Below are 24689 nucleotides of genomic sequence, written 5' to 3'. Positions count from 1 at the left end.
TATACGCAATTTTCCTATTTTGTTCAACATCGTTCAGAACACGTGACCGTCTAATCCGTAAAAATGCTAATGACTGACAGAACCAATCATAATGTCAGGCAGAACGAGTCATAATGAGTCATAACGCGACTATGTCGTTCAAAACCTTATTTTAATGTCATTCCATCTTTAAAAGCATTGCCTACTTTCGCTCCAACGCCATAATATGCATTTCCAAAAGGATCAAAGCTGATTGGCTTAACTTTTGTAATATCTACAGCACCGTCAGTAATTACACGGTCATCCGCAGAAACATTGATAATTTCACCAATAAGGATTCCGTTTTCAAAGCTTTTCACCTTGCATTCCAGAGCAAGAGGAAGTTCGTCAATTAAAGGTGCGTCTACGAACTCGCTCTTAGTAGCGTGAAAACCGGCTTTGGCAAATTTGTCAGGAATCTTTCTTCCGGATTCTACACCTACATAATCACAGGGAACCACCTGGTCTTCCGTTGCCATACTTACGGTAAAAGCGCCCTTTACCTTGAGGTTGTCTGTCGTCTTGTGATCGGAAAGACTGATCGTAATTTCCCCGAAATCCGTAGTAATGCCCCAGGCCGCATTCATCGCATTCGGAACTCCGTTCTCATCATAGGTTCCGATAATCAGTACCGGCTGCGGATACATCAACGGCTTTGCTCCAAAATTTACTCTGCTCATCAAAACATCCTCCTAATTTTCATAAAATACACGGTTGCCCAAAAGAATCCGGACTCTCACAGATGATCGCTCTCAATCTGTTCTCTCATCCTGTCCACACAATCCGCAAGGGTTGTATCTCGCAGTTCTTTTTCGGCTTTTTCTTCAATGTCACGAAATACATCCGTAAGTACCGGCTTTATATGTCTCCCTACGACACAACGGTCATTGGGATTCTGATGCAGATCAAATACATGGACTTCATCGGTCTCCGAAACTGCCTGATATATTTTATATAAAGAAAGTTTCTCCGGGCTTACTGTTAACCGAAAACCGCCGACTCCTTTCCTGCTCTCTATAATCCCCTTTTTCTTCAAAAGACCGGTAACCTTTCGGATGTAGCTGGCATTGGTGCCCACGCTTGCTGCGATCATCTCTGATGTCATCGGATACTCCGCCTCGGATATCAGGATCAGCACATGTATTGCGGATGAAAACTTCGTATCCATTATTCGGTCCTCTCATATGTTGCAATATAAAGGACATTTTCCGGTACGTTTATCTGTGGATCCTGAAATACAAAGGTACCCGATACACCATTTTCCTGCATGGTCAGATTAAAATGACACAGAGCAATCCCTACATCCACTTTTTGAATATCTCCCAGATCACTGTCATTGATGGACTTCTGCTCATAGAAATGAACCTTATTCCCCTGAACAATCACACGCCATGGCTGCTTATTTACGGCCGAAGGTGCAAGCCTTACCATTTCCAGGCCTTCCGCAAATTCTCCCGCGCTCTCTTTCGAAAGTTCTTTTCCAAAAGCGTCATCGAAAAAGAGCTCTCCAAATGCCATCCTGCCATCCGCTTTGAGCCCCTTTCGCATCAGTTTCTCACGAATGGACATTTTATCGGCAGGGTATCCCACCGGGCTTGCTGCCGGGAGGACCTCTCCACTCTCAACGTTCATTGCTTTCTCGAAGGTACCCCGGCTCAAAGACCCCGCCAGCATGACAGTCCCTATTCCCAAAGACTCCGCATACAGACACGCCTCTTCAAAGCTGTATCCGAATGCGATCTCAAAATGCTCCTCTTTGCGCACCTTGGCCGCAAGATATGTATGCTCTCCAAGAATAACCGGACTTGTAAGCTGATGCTCTTCTGCCTCAAGAAGCTGAAACTCCACCGGCACGCCAAACGGGTTGGTCAGTGAGGAAATGTATTTTTCCAGATTATTTCTATCCTCTGCAGAGAGCTGCCTGCCATCAAATGTCCGGACACTCCTTCTTCGTTTTATCACTTCTTTTGCTGAAAAAGTCATATTTCTAATCTCCTTATCTGTACTTGTATCTGATACCAATACAACTTTACTATGATCGGTTCTGCCTGTCAATTACTCCGAACATCCTTTTCCTGGGATCTGAAGTGTTGTCTCTAAAAATCCTTTTTCAGGATCCTCCAAAGGGTTGATCTTCCGATCCCGAGTCGTTTTGCAGTGCGCGCCTGATTCATGTTTTCCTCTTCCAGAACTTTCCGGATAATATCATACTCGATTTTTTCGAGTGTCTGGGACAAATCAATGTCACCGCCGGCCAACCCGCCGGTACTTTCCCGCCGGGTTCCCTCTTCCCGCAATATTTCCCGGATTCTTCTCCCGGTCAGCCAGGGCGACCGGGCCGTTTTTATAGCCTCATTCAGAATCCTCTCCAACTCATTGGTGTTGTTCGGCCACGAATATGATTCGAGAAGTTCCATTGCTTCCGGTTCCAGGCCAATGATATTGGTTCCATTCAGCTGGTTTTGCTCATGAATATACAGAAGCGCGTAATTGGCGATATTCGTGATGTTATTTCGAAGCGGAGAAATCCGGATCTCTTTACACTTCAAACGGTTTTTGATGCGGTTGATCCGCATCTCGTCAACATTGTGCGTGTGTTCAAAATGATTGTACTCATAGGTCAGCAACACGCGGCAAGTGACGTTGGGAAGAATCTGCGCAAGCTGCTCCAAAAAATCCCCAAACACGTTATCCGATAAATACTGCATTTCCTTGAACAGAACACAGGTGTTCAGCGAAAAGAGCGGCGAATGAACGCTGTAAAATAAGTAATCCATGAGTTTTGCAGAGAGATCGCTTCCGCTGATTTGATACAGAAGATCTCTCTTGCCAGATGCTGTGAGAAAGATCTGATGTGCAATGATTGTTTTTTCAGTCCCCTTCTCTCCCGTCACCAGAATCGGCATGGATGAATGAACGATATCGGAATGCTTCGAAAGCGTGGCTGCTGCGACATTTCCAAGAAAACCTCCGCTATGAACCGATTCTTTCTGTTTGGCATAGATGGTCAGATCTTCCTGGGAAAAGACATCCATCCCATGAAAACGGGTATGTCGTCCCGTTTCGGAAATGGAGACATTCACCGAAAAATACCAGACAGGAGAAGGCATTTTGGCACGAACGGAGCGGATAAAGAACATTTCTTTTCCGACCTTTTTCTGTGACATGCTTTTCTCCAGAGCTTTACGGTCAGAAAGCATCGGAAGTAACTCTCTGCAGGCATTTGTAATCCGATCCGGTATCCGTTTTGCGGAGTAAATGATCTCACCCCCGGCATTCATACTGAAGTCGTAGGATGGGGCGGATAAGAGAAACGACTTCATATTCTGATACTCGGTATTGATGGAATCAAAATACTTATAAACGCGCAGAATGTCATTAAAGGCGGTTTTAATGCTTTCGGGGCCGGATACCAGAAGCATGGATTGAAGGCCGAATTCTGCGGCATACGATGTTGAAACCGCATCGCCGATAATTAACTGATACCCCTGATCCCTTGCGCTTTTGACCTTCTCCCTTGCGTCATTCCAGGAATGCACTGTAAAGATATCGTAGGAACGCTCTAATAATTCGCAAACCATTTTGACATCCGATGAAATGTTCGGGTAACAAAGAATAACTATTTTCCCGGAAAAACCTTCCACCAGTTTCAGGATTCCCATCAGATCCGGATACGTAAGAGGAATCTCAAAAACAGGTTTTTTTGCAACTTCATCGATATATAATTTGGTGCCCCCGCGCGATAAAATGACGTCATATTTGCTTTCATCATAGTGTTTTACGATGTCTGCACCGTCTTCGAGATCCCCGACCAGTGCATCCACCAATTCAATCCGGGAAAACTGTTTGGCGATCCGGATCATCGTTGTTTTCATGGAATCATATGGCGCAATTCCAAGTACTCGTACTTTCTGCAGCATGGTTCTCCTTTCACGCTGACACAAGAATTGGTTGAACAGATAGCTTAAGTATGTGTCAAAATGAATCATGTATCAAGTATTATTGCACTGTTTTGAAAAATTGTTCCTATATGAAACAGTTAGAATAAACTCACCTCGTTGTTGAATCGGATCTTCTCTTCTACTATAAGGGCAGAACTGACAGGCGCAATGGAATACGTATGAAATTGTCAACAGAGTATTTGGAGGAAAAGGAACGCTTATGAATGATGTAATCCATATTAACCCTAAGGACAATCTGGTAACTTGTCTTAGACCGATCGCCAAAGGGGAAACGATCGAATTTGAGGGGGTAAAATACACCGTAACCAGCGATATTCCAAAGTATCATAAGATGTCGACCGCAGAAATCAAAAAAGGCGAATATGCGTATAAATATGGGCAGATCATCGGTCTTGCACTTGAAGACATTCATCCGGGGGACCATGTACATGTCCATAATATTTCGAGTACCAGAGGTCGCGGCGATGACCTGACGGCAGAGAGAAAGGATTGGTAAAGCTATGAAAATTACAGGATATCAACGTGAAAATGGTACATTTGGAGTACGCAATCACCTTCTGATTCTTCCGACCTCGGTCTGTGCAACCGATACTGCAGAAAAAATCGCTGCGCAGATTCCGGGAGCGGTTTCCGTTCCGAATCAGCACGGCTGCTGCCAGATTGGATCTGATTCAGAGCAGGTGGAACGCACTCTGGTTGGTTTTGGCGTGAATGCGAATGTCGGTGCAGTTCTTGTAGTGGGACTGGGCTGTGACGGAATTCAGGCAGAAAAACTTGCGAGCCGCATCGCTGTATCGAAAAAGCCGGTGGAATGGATCACAATTCAGGGTTGTGGCGGAACGTTAAAGGCAATTGCCAAAGGCGCAGAAATTGCTTCCCGTATGCAGAGAACGCTCTCTGAGATGGTTCGGGTGGAAGGTGATCTTTCCGAAATCATTCTGGGAATGGAATGCGGCGGATCGGACCCGACCAGCGGTCTTGCATCCAATCCGTCCATTGGGTATGTATCCGATAAGCTTTGCAGTCTTGGCGGTTCCAGCATTCTGAGTGAGACCACAGAAGTCATCGGCGCAGAGCACATTCTGGCAGAACGTTTTGTGAACGAAGAAGAAAAAGAAAAATTCCTTCATATGGTTCACCGTACAGAGCAAAGAGCGCTTGATCTCGGAGAAGACCTCCGGACCGGACAGCCGACGCCGGGAAATAAAGCGGGCGGTCTTACCACGATTGAAGAGAAATCTCTTGGCTGTATGTATAAGGCCGGCACTTCCGCTCTCTTCCAGGGCGCTCTGGAATACTCTGAAATCCTTCCGTTAGATAAAGCGCACGGTCTCTATTTCATGGATACTCCGGGACAGGACATCGATTCGATCACCGGAATGGTCGCTGGCGGAGCAACCGTCATCATTTTCTCAACCGGACGGGGTACTCCGACCGGAAGCCCGATCGCTCCGGTAGTGAAGATTACCGGAAATAATGATACATACAACAATATGCCGGATAACATTGATATCAATGCCGGCAGAATCATTGTTGACGGTGCGGGCATTGCGGAAATCGGAGAAGAAGCGTTCCAGATGATCGTGGAGGCATGTAACGGAAAAATGACCAAGGCGGAAGCACTTGGTCACCGCGAGTTTGGAATCTACAAAACTGCAGGTACATTCTGATTTCGATAGAAAAACCATTCGGAGGTTTATCATGAAGATAATGAAAACGGTTCAGAAGGTTCCGGGCGGTCTGATGATCGTTCCGCTTCTTCTTGGTGCAATTGTAAACACCTGTTTTCCACAGCTCTGGGAGATGTATAACGGAACATTTACCGTACATCTCTGGAAATCCGGTGCGATGCCGATTCTTGCCGCGTTCCTGTTCTGTAACGGAACAACGATTGATGTAAAACAGGCTGGTGTTACCGTGGAAAAAGGCTGCCTTCTGACCGCAATTAAGGTCACCGTTGGAATGCTGATCGGGATTCTTGTCAGCAGGGTCTTTGGCGAGGCAGGAATCTTTGGACTTGCTCCGATCGCGATCATCGCGGCAATCGCTAACTCCAACGGCGGTCTCTATGCGGCATTGGCCGGAGAATATGGCGATGCAACCGATGTTGGTGCGGTATCCATTCTTTCCATCAATGATGGACCGTTCTTTACCTTACTTGCACTGGGAGCTGCCGGATATGCGGTTCCGATCAACACTCTGATCGGCTGTGTCATCCCGATCATTATCGGCTGCGTTCTCGGAAATCTCGATCCGGATATCCGAAAATTCTGTGCACCGGGAGCCTCTCTCCTGATTCCATTCTTTGCCTTTCCGCTTGGAGCAGGTCTTACGTTAACATCGATCGTAAAGGCCGGTCCTGCCGGAATCGTACTTGGTATCGCTTCGACGCTTCTTACGGGACTTGCAGGATATCTCATCTACAAAGCGCTTCGTTTTAAGCATCCGGAAGTCGGTGCAGCCATCGGAACCACAGCCGGAAATGCAGCGAGCACGCCGGCGGCGGTTGCTGCGGCAGGGGTTATCTCAACAGCAGTCGGTGATGTTGCAACCGTTCAGGTTTCAGCAGCGATCATTGTAACGGCGATTCTTTGCCCGATCCTGGTTACCGCGCTTCATAAAGCAGAATCCAAGGGAAAAGCCAATCCATCCGTAACAGCATAAGGATCATACTTTTTTCGGTAAGGCGGGAGCGGAACATCCTGCCTTACCGATACGTGTTACAAAGACAACGATGGAAAGGAACAACAAGATGCTGAAACTGATTGTACTTGCAGATGATCTGACCGGCGCGCTGGATACCGGAATCCAGTTTGCCAAAAGCTCCGACGGCACGCTGGTCGCATTGGATTGTGATGTTTGCTGGGATGACGTGAGTGCGGAAAAAGAAGTCCTGGTGATTGATACGGAGTCCAGACATATTGCCCCGCAGGAAGCTTATCAGAGGGTGAAACATCTTAGCGAAAAAGCAAAAAATGCCGGAATTCCGTTTATCTACAAAAAAACCGACTCTGCGCTTCGCGGGCATGTCGGAAGTGAACTTGCGGCCGTGTTGGATGCGACCGGTGAAAAACAGCTTCACTTTATTCCGGCGTTTCCCAGGACAAAACGTGTAACCGTTCATGGAATTCAATACATTGACGGGATTCCGGTAGCGGATAGTGTCTTTGGATCGGATCCCTTTAATCCGGTTCGGCACTCTTCCGTCATGGATGTCCTTGCGGAAGAAACCAATCTCCGAACTCATTCCATTTCGTGTGAAGAAGACAGCTCGGAAGAAGAAGGGATTCTCATCTATGACGCGGAAAATGATGAAGATATTCAAAAAAGAGCCGGAGAACTGAAGAAAAAAGACAGGCTTCACGTAATGGCAGGCTGCGCTGGCTTCGCGGCAGTATTACCGGAACTTCTGGATCTTCATCGTGGAAATGCGAAAAACCGCATTGAGCATAAACCGATGCTTGTCGTGTGCGGAAGCGTCAATCCGATCACCGTCACTCAGTTGGATGATGCCGAAAACAAGGGATTTCGAAGAGACCGGATTTCCCCGGATACACTGTTGCGAAAGGGGCATTTTACCTCCGAGGAATGGAAAACGAACGTTAAGGATTGGGCAGACTGGCTAAATAAGGGAAACGACCTGATTCTGGACACAAACACGCTTCCAGGATGTGAAACTGCTTATGATTTTGCCGATCAAAACGGAATTCGCCGAGAGGATGTTCCGGTTCTCATCTCACGCTCGATGGGACAGCTGGTAAAAGATTTGATCGACCTTGGCGTGGACGCAACCATGCTGATTACGGGAGGCGACACCTTAATGGGCTTTATGAGGGCGGAAAACATCCGGCTAATGCAGCCATGCAGGGAGCTTGTAGCCGGTACCGTTTTATCCATGGTTTCTATCCATGGAAAAACGTATAATATTATATCGAAATCCGGCGGCTTTGGCGTGCCCACACTGATTTCGGATTTAAAGGAGTTATTACAATGAACAAGAAACCGATCATAGCGATTTCCATGGGAGATCCCTTTGGAAACGGGCCGGAAATAACGGTCAAAGCGCTTTCTGACGAACATCTTTATGAGACATGCCGACCGGTTGTCGTGGGTGATGCGTCCTGCATGGAATATGCATGCCGCATTGCCCGAAAGGTCTCGGGAATCGATCTTCGAATCCATGTGATTTCGGAAGTAAACGAAGCACGCTTTACATACGGAACCATTGATCTCATCGACATGAATAAAGTCCCGTCTTCCTCCATTCCGGATCACTCTGTGGAAGACTCTCCCTCCGCTTTCGGCGTTGGAGCCTGTGCGCTCGGCGGAGAGGCGGCATTTTCCTACGTCACAACCGTAATCGATTTGGCAATGAAAGGCCTCGTAGATGGTACGGTAACCAATGCGATCAGCAAAGAATCCATCAATATGGCGGGTCACCACTATTCCGGGCATACGGAAATCTATGCGGATTATACGGGAACCAAACGCTACGCGATGATGCTTGCGCATCACGACTTCCGGGTTGTTCACGTATCCACTCATGTATCTCTTCGGGAAGCGTGTGACCGCGTAAAGAAGGACCGCGTGCTCGAATGCATCCAGTTGGCGGCGGAGGCATGCAAAGACATGGGAATCGCAAATCCAAAGGTTGCCGTTGCCGGATTAAACCCGCATTGCGGAGAAAACGGATTGTTCGGCACGGAAGAAATCGATGAGATCCAGCCGGCAATTGAGGCGGCAAAAGTGCAGGGAATTGAGGTCCTTGGACCTCTCCCGCCGGACAGCATTTTCTCCCAGGCGATCGGAGGATGGTACGACATCGTGGTCGTTATGTATCATGATCAGGGACACATTCCGATGAAAACCGTTGGATTCGTCTATGACCGGGAGAAACAGGATTGGAAAGCGGTGGAAGGCGTGAACATTACCCTCGGTCTTCCGATCATCCGCGTCAGCGTCGATCACGGAACCGGCTGGGCTCTTGCCGGAACCGGAAAAAGCAATGAATTAAGCCTCGTGAATGCCATTGATTATGCTGCGAAACTTGCAATGGGGAAGCTCGCATAAGAATCAAGCATTATAGGGCTATTTACGAAAAAACTCACACTCTCGAACAAAAGAACGGACGGTTCGTAAGCGTCAAATAATTCGCTCGCAACACTTTTAGGTCCGCTTTTTCCTGAATGCTTCGGTTCATTCGCAGCTGAACGCCGTATTCCGAGGTGATTCGCTCCAGGTCTTCCTCACGCTTTTGTTTCTTAATTTTTGAAAAATGGGCATAATAATAGACCAGTACGAATCATCTGGGCGTCCCCAGAGGTACTGGTCTATGTAAAAGCTATGTAAAAATCAAAAAAATATTGAATTTCCGCCAAATCTATTATATTATAATAGCAACAGTACCCGACACGCCTCTTAACAATGCGGACCACGTCGGGTCATTTTAATTTAGGGAGTTTTTTATGTTAAAGCAGCTTCAACCATCTATGTCTATAGATGATCAAATCAAAAATTTAAAATCCATTGGTCTATCAATCCCTGATGAAGAATATGCTCGCCGTTTTCTAAATGATGTTTCCTATTATCGACTAATCAAGGGATTCAGCATTGGGTTAAAAGAAAAAAATGGCCATTATCATGATGGAGTTTCTTTTGAGCAGATTGTATCGTTATATCTTTTTAATGCAAAACTACGTCAGTTATTGTTTTCCAAAATCGAAATAATTGAAATCAATCTCAGGACACGATTATCTAATCATATATGTGAAAACTATGGCGTTCTAGGCTATAAAAATCCATCTATTATGCCAAGTGAAGAGTATCATGCTTCTCTGATGAATGATGTTAATCGAGAAATAAAGAGAAATTCCCGTTCTCCTTTTATAAGGAATTTCAAGGACAACTATGAAAATGGCGATATTCCATTTTATGCTTTGGCTGAAACTTTAAGTTTTGGCACGCTATCTCGCCTTTACAAAAACCTAAATACAGACGATAAAGCAACCATAGCCGATTTATATAATCTCAAATACTCTTATTTAGAGAGTTGGATTGAGACAATTGCTTATGTTCGAAATCTCTGTGCCCACTATGGCAGATTATATAATGTTAAACTTACCAAAACACCGAAGCTTTATAAATCTGACCGTCTTGCAAATATTGGTAATCAACGTATATTTGGCGTTATATGCTGCATGAAGTATCTAATTTCTGACAAAAGAGAATGGAATGAATTTATTGAAAATTTAGATACTCTCGTTTCCAAATATACATATGTGAACATTCATCTTATGGGATTTACAGAGAACTGGAAATCTCATTTACTTTATGAATTAGAGGAAGATGTCGAGAACTAACTCTCACATCTTCTTTTTTATACCCACATCCATCCTCTTCACAATACCAATGATCCATCGGAATGCCATACGGATAGCCGTTCTCTCCAATCAGGGAAAGAACTCCCCTCTTCTGTGTGAACAGAACCTCTCTGCACTCTGCATCCGAAATCTGCTGTTTGAATCGTCTCATCTTTCTGAACATAATTTTCCCACTCCTCTTATTCAATCGTTTAAGGTCTTCGCCGACATCTGTCACACCTCCGCAGAATACACAGCCCTTAAAGACGGCTTTATCAAAACATTCGATCCATCCTTTTGTCCCTTCTACTGCTCTTTGAGGAACTGTCTTATCATCCTCGGCTGCAGCTGCGAGAAAATACACATCTCTAAACTTATCATCCTTTGTAAACATAGGCAGGAGTTAATACCGAAGGAACCTGACTTCCAGATTCAGAGTGCATTCTTCGGGCAGGCTTTCACACATTCCATGCATAGAATGCACTCCGTTCCGTTCTTGCGATTTCTCGAATTATCTGTCACATCCACATTCATCGGACATATGCGCCTGCATTTTCCGCAGGATATGCATTTTTCTTTATCGCATTGGATCCTTATCAGTGAAAACCGGCTCATCGGTTTTAAGAATACCGTTATTGGACAGATGTACTTGCAGAAAGCTCTGTTATCCTCAAATGCAATTGCCAGAGTTATACCGGTTCCGTAATACACGATATTCCCGACCACAAACGACCAAAACATGATGTATTCGATATTTCCAGCTTTGAAAAGAAATAATGCCGCCACGAATACCAAGGATACGGCAAACGTGATATACCGGATCCACCCCAGTTTCTTTCTTGGCTCCTTCGGCACCTTATACGGAAGAAAATCCAGCACCATTGCCGTCCAGCAGGCATATCCGCACCATCCCCGTCCGAAGACCAGGGGACCGAATATCTTTGCAACGGCATAATGAATGGTCGCCGCCTCAAAGACACCCGAAAAAAGATAATACCAGAAACCTTCTATCTGCATATTTTCCCGGCAGATAAGCCCCAGATAAACCAGAATATACAAGCCGACAAGCAGCTGCACGGAACGCCGCGCATATTTGTATTTCTTTATAAAGCAAAATACCCCCAGTGATATGGATAAACCTATATAACTGAAGTTAAACAGATAAAACAAGTTATCCCTGATCAGCCACAGCCCAACGGCTGCGATCTCAAATACCGCCAACAATATGGCAGGCAGCCTGTATTGTTTCATAATTTTGTCCTCCAGGCTCAAGCAGACAAGCTTGCTTGTCTATTTGATCCGTCAATCAAAGTTTGAAAGTTTACTTTCAAACTTGCTCCTTACACCGTTTTCCCAAACATCAGCCGGAACGCATCGGTTTCCGCCGGTTCCGCTCCGGGGTGACAGTCTCTGATCTCTCCGCCTTTGTTCGGAAAAACCTTTTTTCTGCTCTCAGAATAATTGCAAATCGAGCAGGAGACCAAAGCCTCCTACTCGATCTTTTTCTTCCGTATGAAAAGCGCATCTTCTGTTTTTGTCCGATCAACGATCTGTTTGGACCGCTTCGCCTTCTCGGGCATACGACTGGCCGGACACATTGCGGATTCCGGCATTACCAGGCACCGCCGCCTCCGCCGCCTCCGCCGCCTCCGGAGAATCCGCCGCCGGAAGAACCTCCCGAATAACCTCCGGAAGAGCCACCCGACGGGACAGGCGGTACCGCTTTCGTGGTGCACGAACGGACAATCTGATTGCACCAGACAGGTGAATATACAAATGTGTCATCCGACCGATACCACTCAGGCTGCGGGATGGAAATCTTCTCAAAATGCCTTGTCCACTGGGTTTCCAGTCCCAGAATCGCCGCATAGGGAAGAATGTGATAAAAATATTCCGGGTCCTCTTCGCTGAGGGCCACAATCCTTTCATACTCCGCATTCTTGATAAAACTGCGGAAACCGTTTATTCTTCCCATCAGCCGGGTATTCTCAGGTGTGCGTTTCTGCATTAGTGTCATGGCAAGGAAGATCACCGCCATGGAAACCGCAAATGCTATGGTGTACTCGCCCTGCGGCAGATGGTTAAACCACCAGAGAGAAATCAGAATCTGAAGCGCATACAATATAAAACCGGCCACGATCTTGACAACACCCATGCCCTTATGGAAACGGAAATTATCCATTCCCGTGCAGGCAAGATACATTGCGGCAATACAAAAGCCAACAGGGAAAACGGCCAGATATACCCCGTCAAAATGGCCGTCCATGCTCCAGTAATAAACTGCCATATCCAGAATCAGGAAGATAAGGCAGGCACAACGACTCAAAAATGCGCTCACTGTATAGACGTCGTCATGTTTTTCACGAAAATCCTTTTCCGCTCTGGTTTTCGCCTTGTTAAAAGGTTCCCGAAACGCCATCGGAACTTTGTCCGTCCGGAAGCACTTTCTGCCCTTGAACAATGCAAGAAGGAAGTCCTTTACATGCTGCGGCTCCTCGTCCGCTGCGTCCTTTTCTCTCTTCAGGACAAAATGACCCTTTTCCGGTTCTATGGTGATGTATCCCTTATCTGCCAGATAAAAGACCATTGTCATCATCTCTCCATCCGAAAGCTCCTCGTCCATCGCATATCCGATCTCGGCGGGAGTCATCTGATCCGGCGGATAAAACTCCACCGTTTCAATGATCGCATCATCCCGGCCGTATCGTATCCAAAGCAGGATGGACAGCACGGCGGTGAGAATGGAGACGATCATAATGACCGTGATTGCTGTCTTATGAACCTCCGCATAGGTTCTGGCATCAGACCAGTATCCATCCGGAAGCCGGGTATCGCGGAGAGTCAGACCGCAGCCTTTCCCCAGATCCTCTCCGTAAAGGGTCAAGGTATCGCCGTTGATCTCGTAATCAAAACAGGACTTCCAGCGCTCATCATCGACTGCGCCATATTCCCCGTAATAGATAAACATATTATCCCAGTCGATCTCGGAGGGCATGGTGAGGCTGAGCTGCACCTGACGGATCGATGTCTGCCACTCCGTCGGAAGCATGTTCTGAGCCAAAAAATCCGCCGAAGTATCTGTATCTTTTAAATACTCGATCTGATAAGAAATGACGAAAGTCTGATCGCCCTCCAGATATTTCTCGGCGTCTCCTATTCGAACGACCACATTGCCGCTCTCTTTCTCCACCGAATAGTTATAGTCATTCACCGAAACATTCCTTATCTCATATGTGCCGTCCCGGGCCTCCGGAATGTTTCTGGTGATACCGTGATGCGCCTTGATAAAGTCCACGCTGATCTCTTCGGTAATGGCTGCGGTGTGGGATGAATCAAACTCTGCCCATACGTTGAAATGCCTGGTTATGTAATCCTTCGGGTCGGAATCGTGGTATACTGTCTCATTGTCCGCATACACCGGCCCCGCCGGAAAAATACAAAAGCACAGTGCCAGACAAAGCGCCGCAGCAAATGATTTAATCCGTTTCATCAAAAGCTCACCTTTACATTCTCGCGCTCTGCTGCATCCGCAACCTCAAACATCGGCTTCTTCTCAAAATGGAACATGGAAGCAATAAGATTGGTCGGAATTGTCATCACGATATCGTTAAAGATGCGAACGGTTGCATTATAGTATTTTCTGGAATTGGCGATATCTTCCTCAATCTTCTGAAGCTGTCCCTGCAGATCCAGAAAGTTTTCATTGGCCTTCAGTTCCGGATAACTTTCCGCCAGAGCAAAGATATTGCGCAGGCCGCCGCTGATGGCCGCTTCATTTACCATGCGCTCTTCCGCACTCTTTGCGTTTCCTGCCGCATTTCTTGCCGCAATCACCCGGTCCAGTGTCTCACTCTCATGCTTTGCATACCCTTTCACCGTCTCGACCAGATTCGGAATCAGGTCAAACCGCTTTTTCAGGTACACATCCATGGTGGAAAATGCTTCCTCCACCTTGTTTGCAGCCCGTACCAGTCTATTGTAGCCGGCAACAAACCACAGAATAAGAACCACTGCCACTCCGATAATTATCCACCTGATCATTTTTTCCTCCTTGTGGTAACAAATTTTAGTCATTATATCATTTTTCCGATTACCGTTTCAATTTTATCGGAATACTTTCGCGATCCAATATGAACTTCCGTCTTATCCGGATATTTCCATTCCTTGTTTGAGTTTTTTTATCGAATTCGTTCTGTTTCGAAACAATGCAGACCATCTCCAAATACAAAATGTCTGTTTTGAATTTTTTGCCGGCAGGCACTCCAAACCGTATCCGGAGCAATCCATATAGTTTTTAATTTCCATGAATATTTTCAATAGTTTGAATCATAAGAAATATTGCATGCCCGGACAACAAATGGCATAATGAGGGAGCGCGATACTTCGCAGGGGGCCCGGTACGATAGCCGTACCGGGTAAGCCTCGTAAGACGGAGACCGCAGCAGGAGGAAAAAAAATGAATAACAACGTTACTGCAACCACTTCGGCTTCCGGCGTCGGTGTATCCAGCCGGGTACGTGACCTTTCGATCATGGCGATGTTTACAGCCATCGTTCTGATCATGGCATTTACCCCATTCGGCATCATCGATCTGCCGCTCATTAAGGCAACGATCCTGCATGTGCCGGTTATTATCGGTGCCATCGTTCTCGGCCCGAAAAAGGGTGCCTTTCTCGGATTCCTGTTCGGAGCAACCAGTCTTTTTAAAAACATCATGACTCCGAGCATCTTATCGTTCGCATTTACCCCTACCGTACCGGTTCCGGGACTGTCGCACGGTTCTCCGTGGGCTTTATTCATCTGCTTTGTGCCGCGTATGCTCGTCGGCGTTACACCGTTTCTTCTTTATGCGGCAGGTAAAAAAATGCTTCCGAAGATGAATGACGCAGTACGTTTCGTCCTGCTCACCGTTTGCGGCGCGCTTGGCGCCTTAACCAACACCGGCCTTGTCATGGGATCCATCTTTGTAATCTTCCGGAATGCCTACGCTCAGGCGAACGGCATCCCCGTTGAAAAAGTACTCGGTGTGATACTCGGCATTGTATTCACAAACGGTATTCCCGAGATGCTTGTGGCCGCAGTCATCGTTCCTGTCGTTGTGACAGCGCTGATCAAGGCACGTATCGCAGCAAAATAACAAGGCGAAACACGCTCCGCAAGTTTGCGCGCGTTTCGCGGCAGTCGCCAAAGCCATGTGCAGGCACGGGGTTTGGCTCGTTGCTCGCGTAATCTGTCATGCCGGTCAGACGCTCTGTTTTGACCGGCATTTTCCGGCATAATCTCCCGATATGTCAAAACCGCCTTTAATCCATCTGTTCTTGATAAACCTATGCTTTCAGCCGATCTGCGCAAAAGATCAGATGTAAATTCAGAGAATAACATATGAAAATACTATTGATAGACGTTGGCAACTCCAATATCGTAATTGGCCTCTTCGAGGACGGAACGAAACTTTTTCAGGACAGGACAGAAACCAGACGTGACTGGGATTCGCTCTGCTTCATGAACGAGCTGGAAACCATCTTTTTCAGTCACTCCATCTCCGGAAATGCCGTCGACGGGGCTATCATTTCTTCCGTTGTACCGGATCTGAATCCCATACTGTCGACGGCCATCCGGCATTTCACCGGTCATAATCCAATGATTGCAGACAGAAGCCATATCGATATTCCGGTCCGGGACTACGATATAGACCGGCTTGGAATGGACCGGATGGTGGACATGATTGCCGCAAGAGAAAAATACGGCGCTCCGCTGATCATCTACGATCTGGGGACATGCACAACAATGTCCACCCTTGACGCCGAAGGCTACTTTAACGGAGGAATGATCTCACCGGGTGTTCAGCTCGGACTGGACGCGGAAGCGCAAAAAACGGCGCAGCTTCCTGAGCTTATGGCTGACTCGCCGAAAGCCCTTTTGGGAAATGATACCGTCTCCTGCATGATCAACGGTTCCGTCATCGGCACTGCTGCCATGATTGACGGAATTCACGAGCGCGTGGCGGAGGAAATGCATCTTGATGTTGAAAATCTTCCGCTCGTGCTTACCGGCGGTCTCGGCCGGCTGGTCCTTCCATGGATGAAACATCCGGCCTGTTTTGAACCCGATCTTCTTCTGAACGGTCTGGAGATTCTCTACAGGAAAAATGTCCCCATGACATCATCCGAAGCAGTTCTGCAGTGAGATGCGGTACTGACGCACCGCATGCCGGAAACGAGTCCTCAATCCCCATATGCAGTTTCACGAAAACGAGAAAAGGAGCACACAATGCTGAAAGGTAAAAACATATTACTCGGCGTAACCGGCGGCATCGCCGCCTACAAGGCGGCGGATATCTGTTCCCGTCTTGTCAGGCTTCACGCCAATGTGGATGTCATTATGACAGAGCATGCGCTGAACTTCATCACTCCGAACACGTTTGAGGCTCTTTGCCACAACAGAGTAGTGACTGATACATTTGACCGCAATCACCCCTATGAAGTCGAACATATCGCGCTTGCGGACAAGGCGGATTGCGTGATCATTGCCCCGGCAACCGCCAATATCATCGGAAAACTCGCTAACGGCATCGCGGACGATATGCTTTCCACCACGCTCCTCGCATGCAGATGTCCAAGGCTGATTGCTCCGGCCATGAATACACACATGTGGCAGAATCCCATCGTAAAGGACAATGTCGCAAAGCTTGTGCATTACGGCTTCACCATGATTTCGCCGGAAAGCGGACATCTTGCCTGCGGATATGAGGGCTCCGGCAAACTGGCAAGTCCGGAAACCATCGTCGACTGGATTGTGAATTCCTGTGCTCATGAAAAGGATATGACCGGTCTGAACGTGCTGGTCAGCGCCGGCCCTACCTGCGAAGATCTGGATCCGGTTCGTTATATCACCAACCGCTCCTCCGGAAAAATGGGCTACAGCATTGCTTCCGCCGCTGCCTGCCGCGGTGCAGACGTCACACTCGTCAGCGGCCCTACAGAACTTTCCGCGCCTGCCGGCGTAAGTGTCGTTCCCATCCGCAGCGCCGAGGACATGTTCCGCGAGATCACCGGCCGGCAGAATGAATCCGATATCATCATCAAGGCTGCCGCGGTTGCGGATTACCGTCCTGCCAGTGTTTCGGACAACAAGATCAAGAAAAAAGATGACGGCTCGGATCTGAGTCTTTCGCTTGAGCGAACCAGAGACATCCTTCAATACCTCGGCGAGCACAAAAAGGAGGGGCAGTTCCTCTGCGGCTTTTCCATGGAGACCGAAAACATGCTGGAAAATTCCAGAAAAAAGCTTGAAAAGAAACATCTGGATCTGATCGCGGCGAACAATGTCAAGGTTTCCGGGGCCGGTTTTCAGGGGGACACCAACGTGCTGACACTGATTTCCGGCAAGTCGGAAACCGAGCTTCCGCTGATGTCAAAGTGGGATGCCGCAAACCGGCTTCTGGACGAGATCCTGAAACTGCGGTAAACACCGGATTCTCCGCTTCTTCATTTCACGGCTCAAACATTTTCCATGCACCGCAGTGCCAGTTCCATAGCCGATCACATTCCCGATGATACCTACGGAAACCTGATACGTTCCATGTTTCCGCCAGGTATCATCTTCTTTTATATTCTCCTTTACATATGGAACATTTTAGCCAAAGAATAAAATGTGTTATTATTGAGTCAGAATCAGTGTATATGAACTGATCTGTTTGAAGAAAATACATCCTTAAGGAGTCTGTTATGCTGGAAATCCTGAAAAACAACATTTGGAGAGATTTATATCGAAACCGGATCACCTACCTTCTGATGGGGTTGCTGATTGCCGGTGGCATGTATATTGCTTCTTCCCTGGCGTCCATTACCTATTCCTATAATCTTGTCTGCGGAAAGAATTATATCGCTTCCAATTATCAGGACGGACAGTTTTCCCTGAGAAAACCTCTGACCGATCCGGACGAGTCCTCCCTGAAAGAACAGGGATATGCGCTGGAACGGATTTTTTCATTTGATCTTGAACTGGAAAATGGCAGTATCCTTCGCATGTTTAAGAACCGCCAAAAGATCGACCTGTTGGTCCTTGATGAAGGTCATTATCCGGAGGATCCGCAGGAGCTTGTATTGGACAAATGCTATGCGGCTTCAAATGGAATCGCAGTCGGGGATGACCTGAACATTGGTTCGCAGCAGTATCATGTTTGCGGCATTGGCTCGGTTACCGATTATGATATGCCTTCCAGAGGTTTGTCGGATTACAGTTCGGACAGTCATTCATTTGGTCTTGCATTCCTGACGGATGAAGGATATGATACATTGCTTTCGCAGACAGGAAACGGCACCCGGCAGGAATATGTATACTCCTATAAACTGCCGGATGAAGGTTCCGATGATGAACTTCGCGGGGAAATACAGGCTTCCTTCGGAGCAGACGCGAATCTCCTAACATTCGTCCCGCGGGCCAATAATGAGAGAATGTGCTCCGCAGTGGCTGATGGTTTTGCGTATGAAATTGCCGGCTTTATTATCGGAATCGGCTTACTGATCCTCGTCTCCGTCGTATTCTATCTTGGAATCAAATCCGCGATTGAGAAAGAAAGTGCTTCGATCGGATCGCTTTACGCTATGGGGGTAAAGAAGACGGATGTCATCATCATGTATCTTGCTCCGCCAACGCTTATTTCATTTGTCGCCGGATTCCTCGGATGGCTTGCCAGTATATGGTTCAGTGCGGCCAAGTTGATCTCAAATTCCGATTATTACTGCGTTCCCTATGTTCCGATTCAGACTTCGCCGTTCATCTTTATCTATTGCGTGCTGATACCTCCGATTGTTTGTTTTCTTATCAATTTTGTCCGATTAAACAAGCTCTTTTCGATGGCTCCGGTGGCATTGCTGAAAGGAACCTTCAACAACGATACCCGGAAGTACAAAAGCCGCGGAAACGGCCGCGGTATCCTGTTGGATCTGATCTTTTCGCGCTTTACAAAGGATATCGGCTTATGTGCGGTTCTCCTTACCGGCTCGCTTGTGTCCGGAATGGTCTATATGCTTGGAATCGGTATCGGACAATTTGTTAGCAATATCGAAGAAAGACTTCCGCAGGAGATTAATTATGAATACGTATATGATCTCATGGAGGAATCCGATGAACCGCTAACTTCGGGCGAAGCTGTTTACAAAAAGGTCTTCAAGATCGGTGATACGGATTACATGTCCGATATTCAATTTCTCGGACTCGAATCAACCGGCGAATTCTTTCATGTAGATACGAGTGATCTAAACGGAAAAGTACTGATCAGCAGTGCGGTTGCCTCACACTACGGTCTAAAGGAAAATGACAGTTTTACCGTATATGATGATCTGACGGGAGAAGCATATACATTCCCGATTGCCAGCGTGGCAGATTATGATGTTATGTTAACTGCCTATATGAACATCGATGATCTGCGCAGTCGTTTGGGAAAGGGAAAGGTTTATAACAGCATCTACTCAAATGAGGTCTGCGATTACTCCCCGTCGGAACTGCTTGGCTCATATAAAAGAGAAGACTATCTAAAACCGATCAAAAGTTTTAAACTTGAATCAGGAAGGATGAGGATATTCTTAATAACGGTATCGCTGCTCTTTTATTTGGCGATGGTCATTTTCATTGTACGTTTTTCTGTAAATGGAGGAATGCACCAGATTGCGATCCACTCTGTACTGGGCTACAGCAACCGGGAACTTCAGCTGATATTTCTTTCCAGTACTGCAGTGTTCACTGTTTTATGTGGAATCATCGGATTACTTACGGGGTTCCGTTTTTCTAATATTGTAGTCCGGTACTTAATGAATACCACCCCCGTCGGGATTCATTTAAGCTATTCCGTTATAAACTTCATAAGAGATGTCGCTGTTGTCATTTTTATATATCTGATAGCAGCATTTGGTCCTTCCAGACAGATCAAAACGATAAACGAGCTTGATCTTATACGGGCAAATGAATAAAGAAAGGCGGCTGATTTTCATGATAACGGTTAAAAATATTAAGAAAACATATGGCAGCGGAAGCAGTAAGATTGAAGCATTAAAATGTGTATCCTGCGATATTGCGGCCGGGGAAAAATGCGTGATCATCGGTTCCTCCGGAAGCGGTAAATCAACCTTGCTGAACTGTATCGGCGGTTTGGAGACCCCGGATGAGGGTGAAATTCTGATTGATGGAATGGAGATAACCGGCTTCAACAAAGAGGAATTGCGCTGTTTCCGAAGAGATAAATTGGGTTTCGTATTTCAGTTTTATAACCTGTTACCCAATCTGTGTGTCCGAGACAATATCAGAGTCGGAGCCCGGCTGAGCAAATCGCCGATGGATTACGAGATGCTTCTGCATGTTCTGGGGCTTGAACGCCTTGAGAAAATGTATCCGCCGGAACTGTCCGGCGGCCAGCAGCAGAGAGTTTCCATTGCAAGGGCATTGATCAAAAACTCCCCGGTTCTTCTGTGCGATGAGCCGACGGGTGCTCTGGATTCTGTCACTTCCAAAGAAATACTGAAACTGCTCGAAGAAATCAATAAGAAGTATGGCACCACGATCGTCATGGTCACTCATAACACTGCGATTCCGAAAATGATGGATACTACGATCGTGATGAAAGATGGCATGATCGTAAAGACGGAAAAGAATCCGAATCCCGTGCCCGCGGACGAACTGGACGATCTGTGAGTCTCCCGGTCGGTTTTTCGACCTTCCGTGTCGCCTCACCGGTTGGCGTTTTTATGGTCTAACAACCATAATTCCTGCGTTGGCAAACTCCCTCTCAACTCTCTCATTTGCAGTATAACAGCCTTCCCGACACATGCCGGGAAGGCTGTTTCTTCTCATCATACAAATTCAAATATCATCATTTCTTCGCTGCCTTTGCCGACACCGTATTGGTCGCCTCATACAGCGAGGTGGTCGGAGTCACCGGACTCATCAGGACCTTTCCGGTGCCACGGAATACATTGACCAGTCCTTCTCCGCTAGCAGCCGAGCCGATCAGCGTCTTTGTCGTTCTCTCCACGGTAAAATCAAGGCTGGAGGACCAGCACACCGCATAATTGCCGTCGATCTTCAGCGTATCGTTATCCAGTTCCACTTCGATCAGCTCATCATACGGCACATTACTCTCCAGAGCTGCCACACCGGAGCCGGACAGACTCAGATTAAACAGTCCTTCTCCGCCAAGTGTTGCGGAGGAAAGATTCTTTCGCGCAACCACTGCCGTCTTCACCGTTCCGGCGCATGCATAAAACATGCCATCCTCGATGGTCAGACCCGATCCCCATTCTGCCACGTCAACCAGAAGAATATATTTGTAGGTCGGTTCCAAAACCAGCCACCCGTTTCCGGTGTACTCCGGCTTAATCGCAGATTCTCCCGTGACTGCACCTTTCATCATTTTTCCAAAGAAATCACCGACGCCTTTTACCCCGGTACTCACATTGATGTCTCCGGCCATCCACTGCATGGCACCGCTCTGAATCATTGCCGAACGGCCGTTTTCCAGCTTGATCGCAACCTGTCTTCTGTGAACGCCCATCTTGCTCATGTAGTACTCCGCCGCGGCATTCATCGGTGATACGCTGGCATCGCGCAGATACTCAAGAACATAGAAATTATCTTTGTTTTCCGCAAACTTTCGGGTGTCATTTTCAAAATTCCGGATATTCATCTCAAACCCTCCATACAGATATATGCCGATCCCGCCGGATGACGGCACACCACGGCATTGGATCTTGATTTACGCCATCAATTTCATTATATCCTTTTCACTGCGATTTCCAAAATTTATTTTCTGATTTATCAGTCTAATCAATCTCTCACAGTCCCGGTCTTTGCTTCCAGCCACCGATCCAGAAATGCCACCTGCTCTTCCGTGTGAAACCAGTGCTCTCCGCCTTTCATCACGGTCAGAGATGCTTCTGTTTTCTCCGCGAAATTCCGGACAGTTTCCTGATCCTGCAGATGATCTTCCGACCCATACAAAATATCGGTCGGAACCCTCCAGGAAACCGGATGTTCTCTCACATAGCAGAGATACTCCCATGACAGATCCTCACCGAACTCCGTCCGGATGTTTTTTTCTCGTTGCAAATCCGCCTCGGATACTTTCGCCCACGTCATCATGCTGAGAATCAGTTTTTCCATATTAACCATCGGTGAAATGAAAAAGGCCCGCTCGATCTTCTCTCCAATATTCGCATTTATGGAATAAAATGCGCCGATGCTGTTAGCGATCAGTATGATATGACGGTATCTCCCGCTCAAATCATTCACCACGCTCTCCACCTCAAGGTTCGTCTCCCACGGAAGATCCGTCCGGTAGTCCAATCCATACACATCACACTCCGGAAAGAGCTCCATATAATGTTCTGCCTCCTCCGCGTTTCCGCCTTTTCCGTGAACATATAAAACCGCCTTATTGCGGTTCTGTCCCAGTTCTTCGCTGGCTTCGCAGTTGTTCTTCCTGTTGAATTGTTTCAGCAATTCCGTCATTTCCTTCTTTCTCCTTTTCTGTTTCCAGTTCTGTCTTCTGCTCTGCTTTCTGGTTCCCGCTCCGCTCTCTGTTCAGTTTCCCGCCCGGCTTCTGTTCTGTCTCCTGCTATACTTTCTGCTCATTTTCCCGCTCTGCCTTCCGTTCATTTTCCCGCTCTGCCTTCCGTTCATTTTCCCGCTCTGCCTTCTGGTTCTTACTCTGTTTCCATTTCAATCTCTTACTCTGCTCTCTGTTCTGCTTCCGTTCCCGATCCTTCTTTTCCTGATCCAGTCAGTTGCCTTTTGATATGACTCACAATGGAATGAAAACTATCCGGATTCATCGGAATAATGCGGCTCCACATTCGGATACCCTGATATGAATACAGAATCACATTCACCATTTCATCGACATCCACGTTTTGAAATTCTCCGCGAGCTATCCCGTACCGGATCAGTTCTGTCCATTTATCCTCATTGATTTCGGTAAAATGTTTCATCACACCACAATCAACGGTTTCCGCATACTCATACATGGCCATGCTCAGAGACTCTTCCGGATGATTCATTTCATCCTCCATGAGAAGAAGCGCTCCATCCAAAATGTCCGTCGCAGACATCCCCTTTTTCATCTCTCCGAAAAAATCCATCGACTCCTTTTCCGTAATTCGCTCCAGCAACGCCTCGAACAGCTGCGCCGTTCCGGAAAAATGACTGTACAGTCCGCCCCGGCTCATACCGGTGACTTCGCAGACATCCTTCATGGTCACCTGCTTGAAGCCTTTCTCTGCAAAAAGAGCGTATGATACATCCAATATCGTGTTTCTTGTCTGTTCACCTTTTGATGTCATTTTTACCTCCCCAATACCCGGTACTCATACTTGTACAATGTTAAAGTCATGAAACCTATGATCATTTTTTCTTATACGCTTTCCGTTTTTTATTATGCTTTGGCCGAACTCCCTGTGAAATCGACACCAATGTCGTTTTTTATTTTAGACACGTGTGTCGATTTTGTCAATAAAGAAATGCCGGATAAGAAACAACTGCTTCTGCTCTGCGTTTCCATCCGACAATGTAGTAACCTCACGAAACTTCCCGTACGATATTATTTAGTTTTCCCCTTCTGTCTTCCGCAAAAGCTCCTCGCATCCGCGTTTGACGTCTTCGTAGCAGTAATTGAATCTGCGGGTATACCACGGATCCGCGATATCCCTCGGATCATCTGTGAAATCCAGGAGACGGCAGCATTTACCGGCCGGATCGTTTCCGAATGCCCTGGCAAGATCCCGCATGTTTTCCGCATCCATTCCGATGATGTAATCAAAATCGGTATAATCCTCTTCTCGTACATGGCGGGCCGCATATCCGTCGCAGCTGATCCCATGCTGATTCAGAACCTGCCGCACCGGCGGATACACCGGATTTCCAATCTCCTCATAGGTCATCGCCGCACAGTCGATCTGATACCGGTGCGCGAGGCCCCGTTTTTCAACCATATCCTGAAGAACGTATTTTGCCATTGGTGAACGGCAGATGCTGCCGTGGCAGACAAATAGAATATGGATGGTCCTACGGGACGGGGTTAACGGTTCATTTTTCAAATTCATTTTGCAATTTCCTTTCAACAAATATATGACTTCTTAAGTCAAAGTGTTTGACAATCTAAATTTATATTTCTTGCAGAAGTTTATTTTATGTCAAGAAACCCCAGAACTCTGAATTCAACATGCTTATATCATACTTCATTCAGTCAATCAGCACATCATATTCGAAGAAGATTCCGCTTATCAGAAATTCCTTTTTTTTTTATCAGATTGTAAAAGAAATATGCCCAAAGTGGCCATCTTCTCCAAGATCGTTTCTA

Annotated in this window: 23 protein-coding genes; 11 read left to right on the top strand and 12 right to left on the bottom strand. The window is 46.9% G+C overall.

The annotated features are described in order from the left end of the window. Positions 1-146 precede the first annotated feature (146 nt). The 4 genes from BR86_RS0104315 to BR86_RS0104300 all read right to left on the bottom strand — a co-directional run bounded on the left by BR86_RS0104315 (position 147) and on the right by BR86_RS0104300 (position 3938). Entirely contained in the window at positions 147-698 is a 552-nt protein-coding gene (locus BR86_RS0104315) for a flavin reductase family protein (protein WP_031471766.1), read from the bottom strand. A 56-nt stretch (positions 699-754) separates the two neighbouring features. After that, entirely contained in the window at positions 755-1186 is a 432-nt protein-coding gene (locus tag BR86_RS0104310) for an Rrf2 family transcriptional regulator (protein WP_031471765.1), read from the bottom strand. Further along, positions 1186-2001: a nitroreductase family protein gene (locus tag BR86_RS0104305; RefSeq protein WP_031471764.1), complete on the bottom strand. Its 816-nt coding sequence runs from the start codon at positions 1999-2001 to the stop codon at positions 1186-1188. Before BR86_RS0104305 ends, BR86_RS0104310 begins: the two co-directional genes overlap by 1 nt. 113 nt (positions 2002-2114) lie before the next feature. After that, complete coding sequence (locus BR86_RS0104300) at positions 2115-3938, bottom strand: sigma-54-dependent Fis family transcriptional regulator (RefSeq protein WP_031471763.1); 1824 nt, start codon at positions 3936-3938, stop codon at positions 2115-2117. Between the two features lie 241 nt (positions 3939-4179). Here BR86_RS0104300 and BR86_RS0104295 point away from each other — a divergent pair, with 241 nt between their 5' ends. The 6 genes from BR86_RS0104295 to BR86_RS0104270 all read left to right on the top strand — a co-directional run bounded on the left by BR86_RS0104295 (position 4180) and on the right by BR86_RS0104270 (position 10339). After that, complete coding sequence (locus tag BR86_RS0104295) at positions 4180-4476, top strand: UxaA family hydrolase (RefSeq protein WP_031471762.1); 297 nt, start codon at positions 4180-4182, stop codon at positions 4474-4476. Positions 4477-4480: 4 nt separating this feature from the next. Then, positions 4481-5650: a UxaA family hydrolase gene (locus tag BR86_RS0104290; RefSeq protein WP_031471761.1), complete on the top strand. Its 1170-nt coding sequence runs from the start codon at positions 4481-4483 to the stop codon at positions 5648-5650. Positions 5651-5681: 31 nt separating this feature from the next. Beyond that, complete coding sequence (locus BR86_RS0104285) at positions 5682-6644, top strand: 2-keto-3-deoxygluconate permease (RefSeq protein ID WP_031471760.1); 963 nt, start codon at positions 5682-5684, stop codon at positions 6642-6644. Between the two features lie 70 nt (positions 6645-6714). Then, on the top strand, positions 6715-7974 hold the full coding sequence (locus BR86_RS0104280) for a four-carbon acid sugar kinase family protein (RefSeq protein WP_081844064.1): 1260 nt from the start codon (positions 6715-6717) through the stop codon (positions 7972-7974). Continuing rightward, complete coding sequence (gene pdxA, locus BR86_RS0104275) at positions 7971-9050, top strand: 4-hydroxythreonine-4-phosphate dehydrogenase PdxA (RefSeq protein WP_031471758.1); 1080 nt, start codon at positions 7971-7973, stop codon at positions 9048-9050. Before BR86_RS0104280 ends, pdxA begins: the two co-directional genes overlap by 4 nt. Before the next feature lie 395 nt (positions 9051-9445). Continuing rightward, on the top strand, positions 9446-10339 hold the full coding sequence (locus BR86_RS0104270; protein WP_031471757.1) for an Abi family protein: 894 nt from the start codon (positions 9446-9448) through the stop codon (positions 10337-10339). Here BR86_RS0104270 and BR86_RS16190 read toward each other — a convergent pair. The 4 genes from BR86_RS16190 to BR86_RS0104240 form a co-directional block, all read right to left on the bottom strand. Then, positions 10281-10733 carry a hypothetical protein gene (locus tag BR86_RS16190; protein WP_031471756.1) on the bottom strand — a complete coding sequence of 151 codons (453 nt, stop codon included), beginning with the start codon at positions 10731-10733 and terminating at the stop codon, positions 10281-10283. The genes BR86_RS0104270 and BR86_RS16190 overlap by 59 nt on opposite strands. 38 nt (positions 10734-10771) lie before the next feature. Continuing rightward, positions 10772-11590, bottom strand: coding sequence for a 4Fe-4S binding protein (locus BR86_RS0104260; RefSeq protein ID WP_031471755.1), 819 nt, complete (start codon positions 11588-11590; stop codon positions 10772-10774). Positions 11591-11951: 361 nt separating this feature from the next. Beyond that, complete coding sequence (locus tag BR86_RS16185; protein ID WP_031471754.1) at positions 11952-13829, bottom strand: DUF2207 domain-containing protein; 1878 nt, start codon at positions 13827-13829, stop codon at positions 11952-11954. Continuing rightward, the gene (locus BR86_RS0104240; RefSeq protein ID WP_031471753.1) at positions 13829-14380 is read right to left on the bottom strand and encodes a LemA family protein; all 552 of its coding nucleotides are present in this window, start codon (positions 14378-14380) and stop codon (positions 13829-13831) included. Before BR86_RS0104240 ends, BR86_RS16185 begins: the two co-directional genes overlap by 1 nt. Positions 14381-14795: 415 nt before the next feature. Between BR86_RS0104240 and BR86_RS0104235 the strand changes: the two genes are divergently transcribed. From BR86_RS0104235 to BR86_RS0104215, 5 genes are all read left to right on the top strand, one after another. Further along, a complete protein-coding gene (locus tag BR86_RS0104235; protein WP_031471752.1) occupies positions 14796-15476 on the top strand; it encodes an ECF transporter S component in 681 nt (226 codons plus the stop codon). A gap of 245 nt (positions 15477-15721) precedes the next feature. Continuing rightward, positions 15722-16525: a type III pantothenate kinase gene (locus tag BR86_RS0104230; protein ID WP_081844062.1), complete on the top strand. Its 804-nt coding sequence runs from the start codon at positions 15722-15724 to the stop codon at positions 16523-16525. Positions 16526-16609: 84 nt separating this feature from the next. Continuing rightward, positions 16610-17806, top strand: a complete 1197-nt coding sequence (gene coaBC, locus BR86_RS0104225) for a bifunctional phosphopantothenoylcysteine decarboxylase/phosphopantothenate--cysteine ligase CoaBC (protein ID WP_031471750.1) — start codon at positions 16610-16612, stop codon at positions 17804-17806. Positions 17807-18066: 260 nt separating this feature from the next. Next, positions 18067-20310 (top strand): ABC transporter permease, encoded by a 2244-nt coding sequence (locus BR86_RS0104220; RefSeq protein ID WP_031471749.1) that lies wholly within the window; start codon positions 18067-18069, stop codon positions 20308-20310. A gap of 19 nt (positions 20311-20329) precedes the next feature. Further along, positions 20330-21028 carry an ABC transporter ATP-binding protein gene (locus BR86_RS0104215; protein WP_031471748.1) on the top strand — a complete coding sequence of 233 codons (699 nt, stop codon included), beginning with the start codon at positions 20330-20332 and terminating at the stop codon, positions 21026-21028. A gap of 178 nt (positions 21029-21206) precedes the next feature. Here BR86_RS0104215 and BR86_RS0104210 read toward each other — a convergent pair whose 3' ends face one another. The 4 genes from BR86_RS0104210 to BR86_RS0104190 all read right to left on the bottom strand — a co-directional run bounded on the left by BR86_RS0104210 (position 21207) and on the right by BR86_RS0104190 (position 24432). Next, a complete protein-coding gene (locus tag BR86_RS0104210; RefSeq protein ID WP_031471747.1) occupies positions 21207-22019 on the bottom strand; it encodes an AIM24 family protein in 813 nt (270 codons plus the stop codon). Positions 22020-22159: 140 nt separating this feature from the next. Next, on the bottom strand, positions 22160-22843 hold the full coding sequence (locus tag BR86_RS0104205) for an alpha/beta hydrolase (protein ID WP_242841559.1): 684 nt from the start codon (positions 22841-22843) through the stop codon (positions 22160-22162). 218 nt (positions 22844-23061) lie between these two features. Beyond that, positions 23062-23673: a TetR/AcrR family transcriptional regulator gene (locus BR86_RS0104195; RefSeq protein ID WP_031471745.1), complete on the bottom strand. Its 612-nt coding sequence runs from the start codon at positions 23671-23673 to the stop codon at positions 23062-23064. 261 nt (positions 23674-23934) lie between these two features. Further along, positions 23935-24432 (bottom strand): low molecular weight protein-tyrosine-phosphatase, encoded by a 498-nt coding sequence (locus BR86_RS0104190; RefSeq protein ID WP_051684573.1) that lies wholly within the window; start codon positions 24430-24432, stop codon positions 23935-23937. Positions 24433-24689 lie beyond the last annotated feature (257 nt).

Origin of the sequence: [Clostridium] aminophilum DSM 10710, assembly GCF_000711825.1 — a bacterium.
Lineage (GTDB): Bacteria > Bacillota > Clostridia > Lachnospirales > Lachnospiraceae > Clostridium_R > Clostridium_R aminophilum.
The sequence above is the reverse complement of the archived record's forward strand: the minus strand, read 5'-3'. Positions and strand labels throughout refer to the sequence as shown.